Here is a 16,594-nt window from a genome sequence, read left to right as displayed (position 1 = left end):
CCGGGACAGGCTGCACACGCCCGTCATGGTGCCCGAGCGCAGCGCCGCCGGGAGCAACGTGATGGCGTGCAGTCGGGACGAGGTGTAGCGGCGGGCCGCCCGGGCCGCCCGGGGCCGCCCCTGGGCGTCCATCCGCCGGGCGACGTCGAGAAGAACGCCCGCGCCTCGGTGAACCGGGAGCCGGTGACCGCGTCGGCGGCGGACTTGCTGACCGCGTGCCGCCGGTACTGGAAGCAGAGGGTGTTGTCGACGGCCATCTGCTCGCCACGCTCGATCAGGTCGATCACCAGGGCGAGGTCCTGGATGACCTGGAACTCGTCGCGGAAATCGACGGCCTTCAGCACGTCGCTCCGCCAGCAGATCGACGGGAAGTAGAACCAGCAGCCGCGCAGCAGGCTGGCCGCCAGGTCTTCGCCGCCCATCAGCTCCCGGCTCTCGATCCGGGGGGCGTAGAGCCGACGCTTGGCCTCGTCGACCATCGTGTTCACCACTTTGCCGTCGGCGTCGATGATCTCGACCCCCGGCTGGACCATGCAGACGCCCGGGTACTCCTCGATCACCGATCGCACGGTGGCCACGTAGTTGGGGTGCATGATGTCGACAATCATCGGTCCGCGGGCCTAACTGTGCGTGGTGGAATGTGCGACAGGCGCGGGCCACATCATCAGGCATCGCGCTCGAATCGATTACCGGCGAACCGCCCACGCGGCCCGCCGCGACACCGCGTTCTGTCGCCCGTCGACGGGTCCGATGGTGGCCTCCGCGGCGGCTATCATCGTCGCGCCCGTACCGCACCGCCCCGATCGGACGCCAATGTCGAACCGCACTGTCACCACGGACGCGCCTCCCGTGCAGACCGACGAGGGTCCGCGCCCGGCGGCCACCGCGCCGCAACCCCGGCGGCTCGACGGCTGGCACTGAGTGTCTGGTTCTGGCCGACGGCGTTCGCCGCCCTCGCGGTCGGCTGGCGCATCGGCAGTCCGGAGATTTGGCACGACGAGCTGGTCAGCGTCGACGTGGAGACCCGCTCCACCCGGCAGATCCTCGCTCTGCTGGAGAAGGTCGACGCCGTCCACGGGACGTACTACCTGTTCATGCACGGCTGGACCACCGTGTTCGGCACCGGGCTGGCCACGGTGCGGCTGCCGTCGGCGCTGGCCATGATCCTGGCCACCGCGTGCGTGGCACTTGTCGGGCGACGGGTCTTCGACCAGACGGCGGGGATCGCGGCCGGGTTCGTCTTCGCCCTGGTGCCCACCGTCACCCGCTTCGGGCAGGAAACCCGCTCGTACGCATTCGTCGTCCTCGCCGCGGCCCTGGCCACCCTGTTCCTGCTCCGGGCGTTGGAGCGGCCGGGGTGGCTGCGCTGGGCGGCGCACACCCTCGCCGTGGCCGGCATCGGCCTGGTGAACGTGGTGGGGCTCACCCTGCTGCTCGGGCACGGCGTGGCCGTTCTCGTGCACTGCTGGTGCCAGCGCCGCTGGTGGTCGGTGGCCTGGTTCGGGCTCGCCGCCGCCGCCGGGGTGGCCATCGCCGCGCCGGTGATCCTGCTGGGCATGAGGCAGTCGGGACGGCAGATCAGCTGGATCCCCGACAGCGCGCCCTGGATCGTCTGGGAGCAGGTCCTCGGCTCGACGCTGCTCGCGGTCGCGGTGACCGCACTGGCCGTGGTGGGCGTCCTGACTCACCTGCGCCGCGACGCCGCCGCCCGGACCCTCATGGCCGCGGTGATCGCCATGCTGCCGCTGCCGGTGATCCTGGTGGCCTCCACCGGCGACATCAACTACTTCTTCTCCAAGTACCTGCTCTTCGTGGTGCCGGCCTGGGCGGTGCTCGCCGGTGCGGGAATCGCCGCGCTGCGCCGCGCGCCGCTGGTGGCGGCGGCGCTGGTGGTGCTCGCCGCCCTGTCCGTGCCCGGCCAGCTCACCCTGCGCGCCGACCTCTCCCCCGGCTGGTACACCTATCCGCAGGCGCGGGCGTTCCAGCCGCTGTCCTACTCCGAGGCGGCACAGGTCGTCGAGGCTGGTTACCAGCCCGGCGACGGGCTCGTCACGAGCGGCCCCTGGTGGTGGGCGCGCGAGCTCGGCGTGCGCTACTACCTCCCTGCCGACGTGTCCCCGCGCAACGTCTTCCAGCAGCGGACGGCGGCCCAGCGCAACGAGTTGTTCGGCTCGGACTGCGCCGATCCGGCCCGCTGTCTGCGCGACGAACCCCGCCTGTGGGTGCTGTTGCCGGCCGACGTCGACGAACCGCTGAGCAAGCTGCCGAAGAAGCAGTCGGCCGTGCTCGCCGAGCGCTACGGCGTGGCCCAGGTCACGCACGTGACCGGGCTGACCGTAGCCCTGCTGCAACGGCGCGGCTGAGCGGCGTCACGGCTGGCACGACGCCGGCCGTGACGCGGTTACCCACGGCGGCGCCCGGGTAGGGGGTCCGGCATGGCGGAACTGTCCACGCTCTGGATCATCCGACACGGCGAGAGCACCGCGAACGTGGCGGCCACCCGGGCCGAGGCCACCGGCGCGGAGCTGATCGACCTCAGCCACCGCGACGCCGACGTGCCGCTCTCCCCCACCGGCGAGGAGCAGGCCCGAGCCACCGGCCGTTGGCTCGCCGGGCTGCCCGAGGACCGGCGTCCCGACGTCGCGGTGGTCTCGCCGTACCTGCGGGCGGTCTCCACCGCCGAACTGGCGCTGTACGACACCGGAGTGCCGGTCAGCCGCGACGAGCGGCTACGCGACCGCGAGCTGGGCATTCTCGACGGCCTGACCGGGCACGGGGTGCGCCAGCGGTTCCCGGACGAGGCCGAGCGCCGCGCCCGGCTGGGCAAGTTCTACTACCGGCCGCCCGGCGGCGAAGCCTGGACCGACGTCGCGCTGCGCCTGCGGGCCCTCCTCGGCGACCTGCGCCGCGACCACGCCGGTCAGCGGGTGCTGCTGTTCGGCCACGACGCGCTTGTCTTCCTGCTCCGGTACCTGGTCGAGGGGCTGACCGAGCCGGAGCTGATGGAGCTGACCCGCGCGCACGTCATCGCCAACTGCTCGATCACCGACTGGTCCGCCGACGTCGACGGCAGGCTGCGGCTGGGCGGGTTCAACGAGGTAGGCCACCTGCGGCGGCAGGGCGCCGAACCCACGAAGGAGGACGAGGTCCATGCCGAACCGGTCTGAGCCGCAGGTGATCACGCCGGGGTTGCTGCGGGACTGGCCGCTGCCGGTGCCGACCGGCGGCAAGGAGAGCCGGGGCACCGTGCTGGTGGTCGGCGGTTCCCGCTTCACCCCTGGCGCGGTGCTGCTGGCCGGGGAGGCCGCGTTGCGTGCCGGCGCCGGGGTGCTCCAGCTCGCCGCCGCCGAGTCGACAGCCGCCACGCTGAGCATCCAGGTGCCCGAGGCGCTGGTGGTCGGCTTGCCGGAGACCTCCGACGGCGCGGTGGTGGCCGACCGTGGCGGCCAGCTCGACGAGCTGGTGGCGCAGGCCGACGTGGTGACCCTGGGCCCCGGCCTCAAGGGCATCGACGAGACCGTCCGGCTGCTCAGCCTGGTGCTGGAGGCGGCGAGGCCGCGCACCCCGCTGGTGCTCGACGCGTACGCCCTCGGCGCGCTCAGCCACGAGCCGAAGCTGCTCGTCAGTGCGGGCCGGCCGGTCGTGCTCACCCCCAACGTCACCGAGGCGGGGCACCTGCTCGGCCGGGAGCCGGGCGACGACCTGGACGCCAAGGCCGCCGAGTTGGCCGCCCGGTACGAGGCCGTCGTGTCGCTCTACGGGCATGTGGCCGCGCCGGACGGGCGCCGGTGGCGGGAGGAGAGCGGGGACGCCGGGCTGGGCACCTCGGGCAGCGGCGACGTGCTCGCCGGCCTGCTGGCCGGTCTGCTGTCCCGGGGAACCGACCCCGCGCAGGCCGCCTGCTGGGCGGCGTTCGCGCATGCGGTGAGCGGCCAACGGCTGGTCCCCCGGTACGGGCGGATCGGTTTCCTGGCCCGGGAACTGCTCGACGAGATCCCCCGCACCCTCGCCACCGTCTGACCGGACACATCGGCCGTTTCCGCTCGTTTCCGCAGTTCAGCAACGGGGTACCGGATCGACACCAGACGAAGCTAGCTAGGGGGTCAGCCGGTGTCGACCGATGCCATCGTCCTGCTCAAAGAGGACCACAAGGAGATGCGCCGCCTGTTCAAGGCCTTCCAGGATGCCGAGGAGGGGCCGGCGAGCAAGCGGCAGAAGCTGGTGGACCAGATCCTCGAGGCCCTGACCGTGCACACCTACCTGGAGAACGAGGTGATGTACCCGGAGGTCCGCCGCCTCGTGCCCGACCTGGCGGACGACATCCTGGAGTCGTACGAGGAACACCACGTCGCCGACGTGCTCTGCCTCGAACTGGTCGCCATGGACGCCGACGACGAGCACTTCAACGCCAAGACCACGGTGCTCATCGAGAACGTCACGCACCACGTCGAGGAGGAGGAGCAGGAGTGGTTCCCCAAGGTGCGGGAGGCACTCGGGCGCAAACAGCTCCAGGAGATCGGGGAGAAGATGATCGCGTTGCGCGCCGACGCGCCCCGCAGCCCCACCGCGCCCAAGGCGATCAAGAAGGCCCGTGACGCGGTGACCGCCTGACGACGACACCGTTCGACGAGGGGCCCGGCAGTGCCGGGCCCCTCGTCGTTCCGTTCCGCGGTCGGGCCGCTCGTCGTCTCGCTCGGCGGGCTGCCCTTGTCGTCTCGCTCGGCGGGCCCTCGTCGTCTCGGTCGGCGGGTCAGTCGCCGGAGCCGGGTTCGGCCATCCGACGGTGCTGCGCGGCCTTGAGCTTGTCCGGGACGATCTTGCCGGCGGCAGTCTGCACCTTGTTGACCAACGAACCCGCGGTGACTGTCTGGTCGCCCTTCATCAGCGCGGCGAAGCCCTGCGCCGCGACCTGCGCCGGGTCGTCCTTCTTCCCGGAGCCCACCCGGGTGTCCCCCATGTCGGCTCGCTCGAAGAACGCCGTGTCGGTCGGCCCGGGCAACAGCGCGGTCACCGTGACGCCGGTGTCCTTCAACTCGTTGCGCAGCGCCTCCGCGAAGGACTGCACGAACGACTTCGACGCGTTGTAGACCGCCTGGAACGGCCCCGGCATGGTGGCGGCGATCGACGACGTGAACAGCACTCGACCGGCGCCACGCTGGACCATGCCAGGCAGCAGCCGCTTCGCCAGGTGCACGGTCGAGCGCACGTTCAGATCCACGACCTCCAACTCGTCGCGCAGGTCGGTGCCCCCGACGAACGCGCCGCCGGTGCCGCGGCCGGCGTTGAGCGCCAGCGCCTCCAGCGGTCGCCCGGTCGCCTCGACCGCCGCCACCAACTCCTGGACGCCCTGCTCGCGGGCCAGATCGACGCGCACCGGCAGGACCTGCGGCCCCCCGTCGCGGCGCAACTTCTCGGCCGCGTGCGCACCCGACGCGACGCCCGTTAACCCAGTGCCCCACCACCGAGCGCCCAACCACCTCGGCGGGTCGGTTCGGAGGTCGGCCGGGCCTGGCCTGGCCGGCCCGGTAGGATCGGCGCGGGCCGTTACTGGCGCGTGGGGATGGACAACCATCGGGAAGCGGTCCCGTCACGAGGACGTTTTTTGCCGAGCGCCTGGGCCTTCCGCACGTCTGTAGGAGGTCGTATGTCGCACAACGCCGAGTCCACCGCATTCCGCAGCGCCCTTGAGGTGATCCGGGCTGTCGAGCCGCGGGTGGCCGACGCCATCGGCGCCGAGCTGACCGACCAGCGGGAGTCTCTCAAGCTCATCGCCAGCGAGAACTACGCCTCCCCGGCGACCCTGCTGGCCATGGGCAACTGGTTCAGCGACAAGTACGCCGAGGGCACCGTCGGCCGCCGCTTCTACGCTGGCTGCCAGAACGTCGACACCGTCGAGGCGCTCGCCGCCGAGCACGCCCGGGAGCTGTTCGGCGCCGCCCACGCGTACGTGCAGCCGCACTCGGGCATCGACGCCAACCTGGTCGCGTTCTGGGCGGTGCTGGCCGACCGGGTGGAGTCCCCCGCGCTGAAGAAGGCCCAGGTCCGCCAGGTCAACGACCTCACCGAGGCGGACTGGTTCGCGCTGCGCCGCGAGCTGGGCAACCAGCGGATGCTCGGCATGTCGCTGGACGCCGGCGGTCACCTCACCCACGGTTTCCGGCCGAACATCTCCGGCAAGATGTTCGACCAGCGCAGCTACGGCACCGACCCGGCCACCGGCCTGATCGACTACGACCGGGTGGCCGAGGCCGCCCGCGAGTTCAAGCCGCTGATCCTGGTGGGCGGCTACTCGGCGTACCCCCGGAAGGTGAACTTCCGGATCCTGCGGGAGATCGCCGACTCGGTCGGCGCCACCTTCATGGTCGACATGGCGCACTTCGCGGGCCTGGTGGCCGGCAAGGTCTTCACCGGCGACTTCGACCCGGTGCCGCACGCGCACATCGTCACCACCACCACCCACAAGTCGCTGCGCGGCCCGCGCGGCGGCATGGTGCTCTGCGGCCCGGAGCTGGCCGACCAGGTGGACCGGGGTTGCCCGATGGTGCTCGGCGGCCCGCTGCCGCACGTGATGGCCGCCAAGGCCGTCGCCCTGGCCGAGGCCCGCCGCCCCGACTTCGCCGACTACGCCCAGCAGATCGTGGACAACGCGCAGGCCCTCGCCGACGGGCTGCTGCGCCGGGGCGCGACGCTGGTCACCGGCGGCACCGACAACCACCTGGTGCTGATCGACGTGTCCGGCTACGGGCTCACCGGCCGGCAGGCCGAGCAGGCCCTGCTCGACTCCGGCATCGTCACCAACCGCAACTCGGTCCCGCAGGACCCGAACGGCGCCTGGTACACGTCCGGCATCCGGATCGGCACCCCGGCGCTGACCACTCGCGGGCTGGGCACCGCCGAGATGGACCAGACCGCGGAGCTGATCCACACCGTGCTGACCCAGACCACGGCCGGCGCCAACGCCGACGGCACCCCGTCCAAGGCGAAGTACACGCTCGACGCCGACCTGGCCGACAAGATCGCCCGCCAGGCCACCGACCTGCTGGCCCCCCACCCGCTCTACCCGGGCATCGACCTGGCCTGACGGTCATCGCCAACCGGGTCCGACGGCACCCGGGCCGACGAGCGGTATACCTCAGCGTCATAGATATGACGCTGAGGTATACCGATCAACGGTGTGGCCGCCCCGACGGGCGGCGGGCAGTCAGTTCAGGGGACGCTTGAGGTGGTAGCGGTGCACCTCGGTGCTGCCCTGGACGTTGTTCACGTCCTCGGCGGCCGAGACCAGCTCCCAGCCCTCCCGGCCGGCGCGGTTGAGGTGCGCGATGGCCGTGTCGCCGTAGGCGGTGATGTCCTTGCGCGACCCGTCCGGGCCGTACCAGACGAACGAGACGGTGAAATTGCGGCCCTGTCCCTGATAGCGGCGGACGAGCAAGGCGTACTCCCAGGCAACCATGCGACCCATTATGACCGTCCACGCAGGAGCTCGTCGGCGATGAGGGCGGCGAGCCGGTCCAACCCCAGGTCGATCTGCTCGGGTGTCACCGCGCTGACCGACAACCGCAGCGCGCACACCGGCGCCGTGTCGTCGTAGAAGTGCGCCATCGGCGTCCAGAGCACCCCGTAGTCCCGCGCCGAGGTGTCCAGCAGCGCGTCGTCGACCGCGAACGGCACGGTCACCACCACGAAGAACCCGCCGGCCGGCACCGTCCACCGCACCACCGCCGGCCGGTCCGGCCGGTCGGGGAAACGTCGGGCCAGCCCGGCGACCAGGTGACGCAGGTTGCGGGCGTACGCGGCCCGCTCCCGCGTGTTCGCGGGCACCAGGCTGCACCCGTGCTCCAACAACCGCCCACCGATCACCGCCTGCGCGATTGGTGAGGTGTTCACCGTGACCATGCTCTTGATCATCGCGAGCTGGTCGGCGAGCGGGCCGACCCGGCCGTCCGACCCGGCCACCCGCTGGTCGGCGACCACGTAGCCGACCCGCGCTCCGGGCAGCACCGTCTTGGCGAACGAGCCGAGGTAGATCACCCGCCGGTCGGTGTCCAGCGCCTTCAGGGTCGGCGGGCGCGGCCCGTCGTCGACGGGGAACAGCCCGTACGGGTTGTCCTCCAGCAGCAGCAGGTCCTCCTCGGCGGCCAGCGTCAACAGCCGCTGCCGGTCCGGGACGTTCATGCTGACCCCGGACGGGTTGGCGAAGTCCGGCAGCACGTAGCAGGCGCGCGGCCGACGTCCCGACGCCCGGGCCCGACGCGCCTGGGCCCGCAGGTCGGCCAGGTCCACACCGGACGGTCCCCCGGCGACCGGCCACACCGGCAGGTCCACCAGCCGGGCCGCCCCGGTCAGCCCGACGTAGGTCGGGGCGACCGCCAGCAGCACGTCCGCCGGATCGGCCCGCAACGCCCGCAGCACCAGGAACATCGCCTCCTGGCAGCCGACGGTCACCACGACGGCCTCCGGGTCGACAGTGATCCCTTCGTCGACCGCGAGGTTGCGGGCGATGAGGTGGTGCACGATGCCCTTGGTCCGGCCGTACTGCAACAGCAGTCGTCGGGCCTGCTCGGGCGTGTGACCCAGCTCGTCGACGAGGTGGCGGTGGAACGTGTCCAGGTGCCGGTGCACCGCCGCGACGTCGAAGAACTCCTCGTACGGGCGCCCGGCCGCCAGCGACACCGCCGCCGGATAGCGTTCGGACACCTCGTTGAGGAAGTTCATCGAGGTCAACGCCGGGTCACCCAGCGCGGGGTGCAGGTCGGCGACGCTCAGGTCGGCCGGCTCGGTCGGTGCCACCGCTCAGCCCACTCCGAGCGTACGCAGCTCGACCGCCGCGGCCGGATCGGCGCAGCCGGCCAGGGTGAGCGCGTCATGCACCTCCGCGGCAAGCAGCGCCAACGCGTCCTGCGCACCGCGCCGCCCCCCGACGGCCAGCGCCCAGAGCATCGGACGGCCGACCAGGACGCCCGCCGCGCCCAACGCCAGCGCCCGCAGCACGTCGGTGCCTGAACGGATGCCGCTGTCCAGCAGCACCTGACCACCGTCGCCGACGGCGTCGACGACCTCCGGCAGCATGGTGACACTGGCCGGCGTCCCGTCCAACTGACGCCCGCCGTGGTTGGACACCACGACCGCGTCCGCCCCGATCCGCACCGCCTCGACCGCGTCGCGGGGATCCAGCACCCCCTTGACGACCAGCGGCAGGTCGACGTGCTCGCGCAGCCAGGCCAGGTCCGCCCAGCGCAGGGCGGACTCGAACGACGCGTCGGTGTGGGCGGCGATCGCGGACACACCGGGGGCGCCGGCGTGCGCCAGGGCGTCCCGGCCGTGCGGCAGGTTCGCGGCGACCACGTCGGCCGGGAGGCGGAACGCGTTGCGCAGGTCGCGCGGGCGTCGACCGAGCACCGGAACGTCCACGGTGACCACCAACGCATGGCAGCCCGCCGCCACGACCCGGTCCAGAAGATCGCGGACCAGTGCCCGGTCGCGCAGCCAGTAGAGCTGGAACCAGACCTCCGCGCCAGCTCCGGTGATCTCCTCGATCGGCGTGCTGCTCAACGTGCTCGCCAGATACGGCACGCCAGCGGCGCCGGCCGCCGCCGCGAGGCCCAGTTCCCCGTCCGGGTGCACGAGCCGCTGGTACGCCATCGGCGCGACCCCGACCGGCATCGCGTACGGCCGGCCGAGCAGCCGGGCGCCGAGGTCCACGGCGTGGCTGCCGCGCAGCACCCGGGGCAGCACGGCCACCCGGTCCAGCGCGGTCCGGTTGGCTGCCAGGGTCACCTCGGCGGCGCTGCCGCCGGCGATGTAGTCCCACACGTCCGGGGCCAGCACCGCCCGCGCCCGCGGTCCGTAGTCGGCGAGCGTCACCGCCGCCGGCGAACCGGTCGGCAGGTCGGCCAGCACCGGCTCAGCCACCGCGTACCCCCGCGTCGGCCGGCTGCGGCGCCAGCCCGAACCGTTCCCGCAGGAACGCCGCCGCCCGGTGCTGCGCCCGCTGGCCGTCGGTGAAGGCGCCGGGCATGGCGAAGAACCCGTGGATCATCTGCGGATAGTGGTCGAGGCGGGTGGGCACACCGTAGGCGCGCAGCCGCTGCGCGTAGCGCTGCCCCTCGGCGCACAGCGGGTCCAGTTCGGCGGTGACCACCAGCGCCGGAGGCAGACCGGACAGGTCGTCGGCGAGCAGCGGCGACGCCAGCGGATCCCGGGAGTGCTCCTCATCGGCCAGGTAGTGCGTCCGGTACCAGGCCACCGACCGGCGGTTGAACAGCGCCGGGTCGTCGTCGACCGGGCCGGACGGCTCGCCGCTGACGTCGGTGTTCGGATAGACCAGCAGTTGCGCGGCGAGCGGGGGTCCGTCGGCGCGGCAGAGCAGCGTCACCGCCGCGGCCAGGTTCCCGCCCGCGCTGTCCCCGCCCACCGCCAGCCGGGTCGGGTCCGCGCCGAACTCCTCGGCGTTCGCGGCAATCCACACGGTGGCGGCGTGGCAGTCGTGCACCGCGGCCGGGAAGGGGTACTCGGGGGCCAGTCGGTAGCCGACGGTCACCACCTGGCATCCCGCCGCGTTGGCCAGTCGTCGGCAGATGCCGTCGGCGGTGTCCACGCTGCCGAGCGTCCACCCGCCGCCGAAAAAGTACAGCAGGGTGGGCAGCGGCCCCGGCCCGGTCGGCCGGTACACCCGGATCGGCAGGTCACCGCCCGGCCCGGGGATCCGCTCGTCGCGTACCTCATCGACCTGCTCGACCGCGCCGCCGCCGGCGCGGATCGCGGCCAGGTCCGCGGCGCGCGCCTCGCTGAGGGTCTGCGTGTAGAGCGGCGGCGTGCCGGCCGCGACGCGGGCGGCGCGGTAGGCCGCCACCTCCGGGTGCAGGGCCATGCGGGTCTCCTATCCGCCGGTGCTGACCAGCAGCTTGTCGATGCCGCGCAGGAAGAGGCTGCCGCTGTACGTCGGGGTCTCGGTGACCGCGAGCCGGGGGAACCGGGCGAACAGGCGGGGCAGGGCGAGGCGTCCCTCCAGCCGGGACACCGCCGCGCCGAGGCAGAAGTGCAGCCCCACGCCGAAGGCCAGCGACGGCGGGCCGGGGCGGGTGGGGTCGAAGACGTCCGGGTCGGGAAACCGCGCCGGGTCGCGGTTGGCGGCGCCGATGATGATGAGCACGTTGTCGTCGCGGGCGACCGGCACGCCGGCCAGCACGGTGTCCTGCGGCGCGGCCCGGGCGAGGAAGTGCACCGGGCTCTGCAGACGCAGCACCTCGTCGACGCAGCCCCGGGCGAGGTCGTCGTCGGTGGGCAGCGCGGTGACCGCCCCCGGGTGGGCCAGCAGCAGCGGCAGGCCGTTGCTGAACATGTAGACGGTGGTGACGAAGCTGGCGTTGAACAAGACGATCAGGTTGCTGATCAGCTCCTTTTCGGTCAGCTCCACCTCGCCCGAGCCGACGGCCTCGACCAGCGCGCTGATCAGATCCTCGCCGGGCGTGCGGCGGCGGTGGGCCAGCAACTCCCGGTAGAACGCCCGCAGCTCCTGCGCCGCCGTGTTCGCGGCGGCCAGCCGCTGCGGGGTCTTTCCCGCAACGTCCAGGAACTCGTCGATGCGCTCCACCCGGTCCCGGTACCAGGGCAGCTCCCCCGCCGGGATGCCGATGAACTCCGCCATCACCAGGGCCGGGATCGGGTACGCGAAGTCGGCCACGAAGTCGACGACACCGCTACCGGCGTCGGCCATCCTGTCCAGCAACTCGTCGACGACCCGCAAAATCACCGGCTCCAGCGCGCCGAGGCGACGCGGCGTGAAGGTACGGGAGAAGACGTGCCGCATCCGGGTGTGATCGGGCGGGTTGATGAACATCATCGAGGTCTGGAAGGTGCGCAGGATCTCGTGCTCCTCCCAGCCCGGCGGCGGCTGCTTGGTCCACTGCGGATCGCGCAGCAGCCCGTCGATCAGGTCGTACCCGACCGCCACCGCCGACACCGTGCGGTGCTCGGCGCGGGGCGGCACCGCGCTGACCGGTCCGAGCCGATGCAGCTCGGCGTACCACGGGTACGGGTTCTGGCGGCCCTCTTCGCTGTAGAGGCCGGTGAGCAGGTCCTGCACCGTCACGACGTTCTCCTCCCCAGGATGTCGGTGCCCGGAGGCGACGGGATCGGCCGCCGCCCCCGGGCCGGTGTCACAGGTTGAGCAGCCGCAGCGGGACGGCGTCAGCCATCGCCTGGTTGCCGGCGTCGTTCGGATGGATGTGGTCCCCCGAGTCGTACGCGGGCAGCAACTGGCTGGGCCGGGCCGGATCGCGCAGCACCCGGTCGAAGTCCAGCAGCCCGTCGAACTCCCGGCTACCGCGCAGGTACGCGTTCACGGCCTGCCGGGTGGTCTCCTTCTCCGGCGTCCACACGCCCGGGGCGCCGTGCCCCTCGTACGGGGTCAGCGTGGCCACCAGGCTGGTCAGCCCACGCTGCTGAAGCTGCTGGTTGATCTGCCGGAGCGTGGCGATGATCGCCTCCGGCGAGTCGTTGGACATCCAGATGTCGTTGATGCCCAGGTGCGTGACGACCGTACGGACCCCGGTCTGGGGAAAGACGTCCTCGTTGAGGCGGGCCGCCGCGTTCGGGCCGAGCTGGAAGTAGCCGGGGTAGTCTCCGGCGCCCGGCTCGGTGCCCTCATGGTTGAGGCGGTTGCCGGCCAGGCTCAGGTTGAGCACGCCGGGGGTCCGCCGGTCCGGCCGGTCGGCGAGCAGCCGGTCGGATAGCAGGTCCGGCCAGCGCCGGTTGGCGTTGACCGTGCTGCCGTTGCCGTCGCCGATAGAGTCGCTGAGCACGACCAGCGCCCCCGGACTGCCCTTGCGCTGCACGTCGATGCCGGACAGGAAGAACCAGCAGCAGGTGGGTCGGATGGTGAACCCGCCGCCGTCGGCGGCCCCGGTCAGGTCACCGGCGCCGATGAAGTTGCTCTGCTGGGACTGCCCGTGAAAGGTGGTCGGCCCGGTCGGCGTCGGGAAGTGCAGGGTGACCACCAGGTCGCTGTCGTCCGCGACGGTGAAGGTGAGCGGGTCACTGAGCAGCTCGGCGCCCCGGTTCATGGTGGCCGAGGCCGCGCCGGTGAACGTCAGCGCGCGCAGCGAGGCCGGGTCGATGTCGGAGACGTCGTCGACGGTGGCGGTGTTCGGCCGGGCGACGGTGGCGCGGCCCACCCGGACCGCCTGCTCGCCGTACAGGTTGCTCAGCCGTACCCGCAGCGCCGGGCCACCCACGGAGACGTGCACGACCATCCGGACGCTCTGGTCGTTCAGGCCGGTGTTGGTCAACCCGACCGAGTTGCCCCGGGTTACCGCGGCGGCCCAGCTGCCCGCCCACTCGCCCCGGTCCGGCCGCGCCGCGGCGGTCGGGGATCCGCCGGCGCTGGCGACGACGGCGGGTGTTGCCGTGACCAGCAGCGCCGCGGCCGCGGCGACGACATGCCATCTCTTCGGGGTCGACATTGAACCTCCATCGTGTGGCAGCCCAGGGCCGTCCGCTGACGGCTCCCGCCTGGACGATGGTCCAGAAACCTAGCCGCCGCCGATGACGGGCGTCAATCAACCTGATCGACGCGATCAAATGTCCACCGGGCCTTCCGGATCGCCCTTCGGCCCGGTCCCGCCGCGCCCTCGCCGGCCTAGGCTCGCAGGCGGCGGCGGTGCGGTCGCCGAACGCGCGCCCACCGCCCGCGACGTCACCGGGAGCTGCCCGGAGACCGCCGCTTTCTTGCGATGGGGGTTTGCCGGATGACTGACGGACCCGGGCACGCGACCTACGTGGACAGGGCACTGGATCTCTTCGCCGACTTCGGCGACCGGGAGGCGCTGGTCGGCGGTGGCCGTCGCATCACGTACACCGAGGCCGCCGCGTTGGTGCGGGCGATGGCCGCGGCCCTGACCCGGCACGGCGTACGGCCCGGCTCGGCGGTGCTGGTGACCGTCGCGAACGCCGTGGAGGGGCCGCTGCTCCAGCTCGCGCTGCACCTGATCGGCTGCCGGACGATGTGGGTCGCCCCGGTCACCGCCCGCCGGGAGGTCGACGAGTTCCTCCGGCGGGCCCGACCCGACGCCCTCGTCTACGACGCCCGCGACCCGGCCAGCCTGGGGCCGGAGCTGACCGCCGCGCTGCCCGGCGTGCCGGTGTGCTGCCTGGGCCCCGGCGGCGCGGGCCCGGACCTCACGGCCGCCACCGATCCGGCCGGTTCGGTGGCGCTGCCGGCGGCCGTCCGCGCGCCGGAGTCGTTCCTGCAGACCAGCGGCACCACCGGCACACCCAAGCTGGTGCACCACACCGAGAGCTTCTACGCCCAGATCCTCACGCTGGCCGCCGACTTCCGCGCCGCCGGGTTCCCGCTGCTGCGGCACCTGTCGCACTCGCCGATGTGGCTGGCCAGCGGCCAGATCACCACCCTGTTCAACCTGTTCACCGGTGGCGTGCTGTTCCTGCGCGACGACTGGGACCCGGTGGCGTTCGTGGCCACCGTGCAGCGGGAGCGGATCAACTCGACGTTCGTCACCCCGCCGATGCTCTACGAGCTGCTGGACCACCCGGCGCTGGTGGGCGCCGACTTCTCGGCCATGTTCATGTTCAACGTGGGCGCCGGGCCCGCCGCGCCCGCCCGGCTGCGCCAGGCCATCGCGCGGTTCGGCCCGGTACTGCGCATCGTGTACGGCCTCAGCGAGGCCGTGGTCATCACCGCTCTGCCCGGGCTGATCGACGATCCGGAGCACCCGCAGCGGCTGCGCTCCTGCGGGCGGCCCTACGGCGACGTGCGCATCGAGATCCGCGACGACGACGGCACGGTGCTGCCGCCGGGCCGTGACGGTGAGGTGTGGGTGCACACCCGGCTGAGCTTCGCCGGCTATCACGGCCAACCCGAGTTGACCGCGCAGACGCTCGTCGACGGGTGGGTCCGCACCCGCGACATCGGCCACCTCGACGACGACGGCTTCCTGTACCTGGTCGACCGGGCGCACGACATGATCGTCACGCACCGGCGGAACTGGGCGATCTTCTGCCGCCCCATCGAGGACGCTCTGGCCGGGCACCCGCAGGTGCGGGCCGCCGCCGTGATCGGCGTACCGGACGAGACGGTGGGCGAGGTCCCGTACGCGTACGTGGTGACCGCACCGGACGCGACCGTCACCGAGGCGGAGCTGATCGACCTGGTGACCGCCGAACTCAACGAGATGTGGGCGCCGGCCGGGGTGGAGTTCGTCGACCGGTTGCCGGTGAACCGGTCGGTGAAGGTGGACAAGCGGGCACTGCGCGCGCAGTACGCCGCGCGCGGGGCGGCGGCGGTCGGGACATGACCCCCCGCCGGCAGCTGGTCGTCCTGGTCAGCGCGGACCTGATCTCCAACCTGGGCACCCGCATCTCGGTGGTGACCATCCCCTGGCTGGTGCTGGTCACCACCGGCAGCCCGACCAAGATGGGTCTGGTCGCGTTCGCCGAGACGCTGCCGTACCTGCTGTCCAGTGCCCTCGGCACGCCCTGGGCGGACCGGATCGGCCTGCGCCGCACCTCCATCCTGTGCGACGCCGGCAGCGCGGTGGCCATGGGCGTCGTCGCGTTGACCCCGTGGCTGGGCTTCGCCCCCCTGGTGGCGCTGGTCGCGGTGGCCGGCGCGCTGCGGGGCATCGGGGACCGGGTCAAGCACGTCATGTTCCGACCGGTCGCCGAGGCCGCCGGGGTGCCGCTGATCCGCCTGACCTCGGCGTACGACGGGTTGAGCCGGGTGGTGACGCTGTTCGGCGCCGCCGTGGGCGGCCTGTTGATCGCCGCGTTCGGGGTGAGCCAGGCGATCCTCATCGACGCGGTCAGCTTCGCGATCTGCGCCCTGCTGATCGGCCTCCTGGTCCGCCCCCCGGCCGCCCCGGCGCAACCCACCGCCCCGGTCGGCTACCTGCGCGCGCTGGGCGACGGGTTCGGCTACCTCGGTCGCGACCGGCCGCTGCTGGGCATGCTGGTCGTCGTCGCGGCGCTGAACATGGTCGCCAACGCCAGCGTGGCCGTCTACATCCCGTTCTGGGTCGCCCGGGAACTGCACGGCCCGAGCGGGCTCGGCCTCGTGCTGGCGGCCTTCTCGGCCGGCGCGCTGCTGGGCAACGTGCTGTTCACCGCGCTCGGACCGCGGCTGCCCGGCCGGCTGACGTTCCTGCTCGGGGCGATGGTCGCCGGCACACCTCGACTGATCGCCCTGGCGATCAGCGGCGAGTTGCCGGTCGTGCTCGTGGTGACGTTCCTGTCCGGCATCGGCATCGCGGCGGTCAACCCGCTGCTCGGGGTGGCGCTCTACGAGCGGGTGCCGCCGGATCTGCAGACCCGGGTGCTCGGCATCGCCGGATCGCTGGCCTTCGTCGGCCTACCGGTCGGCGCGTTGCTCGGCGGCTGGTCGGTGGACGCGTTCGGCCTCACCCCGGCGCTGCTGGTCATGGCGGCGGTCTGCCTGCTCGTCACCGCGTTCCCGCTGGTGGCCAGGGTGTCCAACCCGAAGGCGCCGACGCGGCCCACACCTGCCGCCACCGCCTGATGTCCTGCTGCCCAGCGGCTCGCAACCGTCTCGTGCGCCCCCTTTGCTCTGCTTAAACCC

At 72.5% G+C, this 16,594-nt stretch carries 15 protein-coding genes and 1 riboswitch; of the genes, 7 read left to right on the top strand and 8 right to left on the bottom strand.

Features of this window, described 5'->3' with window-relative positions:
- Nucleotides 1-23: 23 nt before the first annotated feature.
- Complete coding sequence (locus tag OG505_RS09225; RefSeq protein WP_405432534.1) at nt 24-608, bottom strand: hypothetical protein; 585 nt, start codon at nt 606-608, stop codon at nt 24-26.
- Between the two features lie 408 nt (nt 609-1,016).
- Between OG505_RS09225 and OG505_RS09220 the strand changes: the two genes are divergently transcribed.
- The 4 genes from OG505_RS09220 to OG505_RS09205 all read left to right on the top strand — a co-directional run bounded on the left by OG505_RS09220 (nt 1,017) and on the right by OG505_RS09205 (nt 4,611).
- Nucleotides 1,017-2,363 (top strand): glycosyltransferase family 39 protein, encoded by a 1,347-nt coding sequence (locus OG505_RS09220; protein WP_405432532.1) that lies wholly within the window; start codon nt 1,017-1,019, stop codon nt 2,361-2,363.
- Nucleotides 2,364-2,435: 72 nt separating this feature from the next.
- On the top strand, nt 2,436-3,167 hold the full coding sequence (locus tag OG505_RS09215; RefSeq protein ID WP_405432531.1) for a histidine phosphatase family protein: 732 nt from the start codon (nt 2,436-2,438) through the stop codon (nt 3,165-3,167).
- A complete protein-coding gene (locus tag OG505_RS09210; protein WP_405432530.1) occupies nt 3,151-4,020 on the top strand; it encodes an NAD(P)H-hydrate dehydratase in 870 nt (289 codons plus the stop codon). The genes OG505_RS09215 and OG505_RS09210 overlap by 17 nt, the downstream gene beginning before the upstream one ends.
- A gap of 90 nt (nt 4,021-4,110) precedes the next feature.
- Nucleotides 4,111-4,611, top strand: a complete 501-nt coding sequence (locus OG505_RS09205; RefSeq protein ID WP_405432529.1) for a hemerythrin domain-containing protein — start codon at nt 4,111-4,113, stop codon at nt 4,609-4,611.
- Nucleotides 4,612-4,750: 139 nt separating this feature from the next.
- Here OG505_RS09205 and OG505_RS09200 read toward each other — a convergent pair whose 3' ends face one another.
- On the bottom strand, nt 4,751-5,572 hold the full coding sequence (locus OG505_RS09200) for an SDR family NAD(P)-dependent oxidoreductase (protein WP_405432528.1): 822 nt from the start codon (nt 5,570-5,572) through the stop codon (nt 4,751-4,753).
- Nucleotides 5,534-5,626, top strand: a riboswitch (ZMP/ZTP riboswitch). Its footprint overlaps the gene before it by 39 nt.
- Before the next feature lie 18 nt (nt 5,627-5,644).
- On the opposite strand from OG505_RS09200, the gene OG505_RS09195 reads away from it, so the two are divergent.
- On the top strand, nt 5,645-7,081 hold the full coding sequence (locus OG505_RS09195) for a glycine hydroxymethyltransferase (protein WP_405432526.1): 1,437 nt from the start codon (nt 5,645-5,647) through the stop codon (nt 7,079-7,081).
- A gap of 120 nt (nt 7,082-7,201) precedes the next feature.
- Here the strand turns inward: OG505_RS09195 and OG505_RS09190 are convergent, their stop codons facing one another.
- From OG505_RS09190 to OG505_RS09165, 6 genes are all read right to left on the bottom strand, one after another.
- Entirely contained in the window at nt 7,202-7,462 is a 261-nt protein-coding gene (locus OG505_RS09190) for a hypothetical protein (RefSeq protein WP_007460594.1), read from the bottom strand.
- The gene (locus OG505_RS09185) at nt 7,462-8,790 is read right to left on the bottom strand and encodes a PLP-dependent aminotransferase family protein (protein WP_405432525.1); all 1,329 of its coding nucleotides are present in this window, start codon (nt 8,788-8,790) and stop codon (nt 7,462-7,464) included. The genes OG505_RS09190 and OG505_RS09185 overlap by 1 nt, the downstream gene beginning before the upstream one ends.
- Before the next feature lie 3 nt (nt 8,791-8,793).
- Nucleotides 8,794-9,912, bottom strand: coding sequence for an alpha-hydroxy acid oxidase (locus OG505_RS09180; protein WP_405432524.1), 1,119 nt, complete (start codon nt 9,910-9,912; stop codon nt 8,794-8,796).
- Nucleotides 9,905-10,870, bottom strand: coding sequence for an alpha/beta hydrolase (locus tag OG505_RS09175; protein ID WP_405432522.1), 966 nt, complete (start codon nt 10,868-10,870; stop codon nt 9,905-9,907). The genes OG505_RS09180 and OG505_RS09175 overlap by 8 nt, the downstream gene beginning before the upstream one ends.
- Nucleotides 10,871-10,879: 9 nt before the next feature.
- Nucleotides 10,880-12,091 carry a cytochrome P450 gene (locus OG505_RS09170; RefSeq protein ID WP_405432521.1) on the bottom strand — a complete coding sequence of 404 codons (1,212 nt, stop codon included), beginning with the start codon at nt 12,089-12,091 and terminating at the stop codon, nt 10,880-10,882.
- A 67-nt stretch (nt 12,092-12,158) separates the two neighbouring features.
- Nucleotides 12,159-13,463, bottom strand: coding sequence for an SGNH/GDSL hydrolase family protein (locus OG505_RS09165; RefSeq protein WP_405432520.1), 1,305 nt, complete (start codon nt 13,461-13,463; stop codon nt 12,159-12,161).
- A gap of 285 nt (nt 13,464-13,748) precedes the next feature.
- Between OG505_RS09165 and OG505_RS09160 the strand changes: the two genes are divergently transcribed.
- Nucleotides 13,749-15,314: an AMP-binding protein gene (locus OG505_RS09160; protein WP_405432518.1), complete on the top strand. Its 1,566-nt coding sequence runs from the start codon at nt 13,749-13,751 to the stop codon at nt 15,312-15,314.
- Nucleotides 15,311-16,534 carry an MFS transporter gene (locus OG505_RS09155; protein WP_405432516.1) on the top strand — a complete coding sequence of 408 codons (1,224 nt, stop codon included), beginning with the start codon at nt 15,311-15,313 and terminating at the stop codon, nt 16,532-16,534. The genes OG505_RS09160 and OG505_RS09155 overlap by 4 nt, the downstream gene beginning before the upstream one ends.
- The last annotated feature ends 60 nt before the right edge of the window (nt 16,535-16,594 follow it).

It is taken from the genome of Micromonospora sp. NBC_00617, from assembly GCF_045161355.1.
Classification (GTDB): domain Bacteria; phylum Actinomycetota; class Actinomycetes; order Mycobacteriales; family Micromonosporaceae; genus Micromonospora.
Note: the sequence above shows the minus strand (reverse complement) of the source record. Positions and strands in the feature narration are given on the sequence as shown.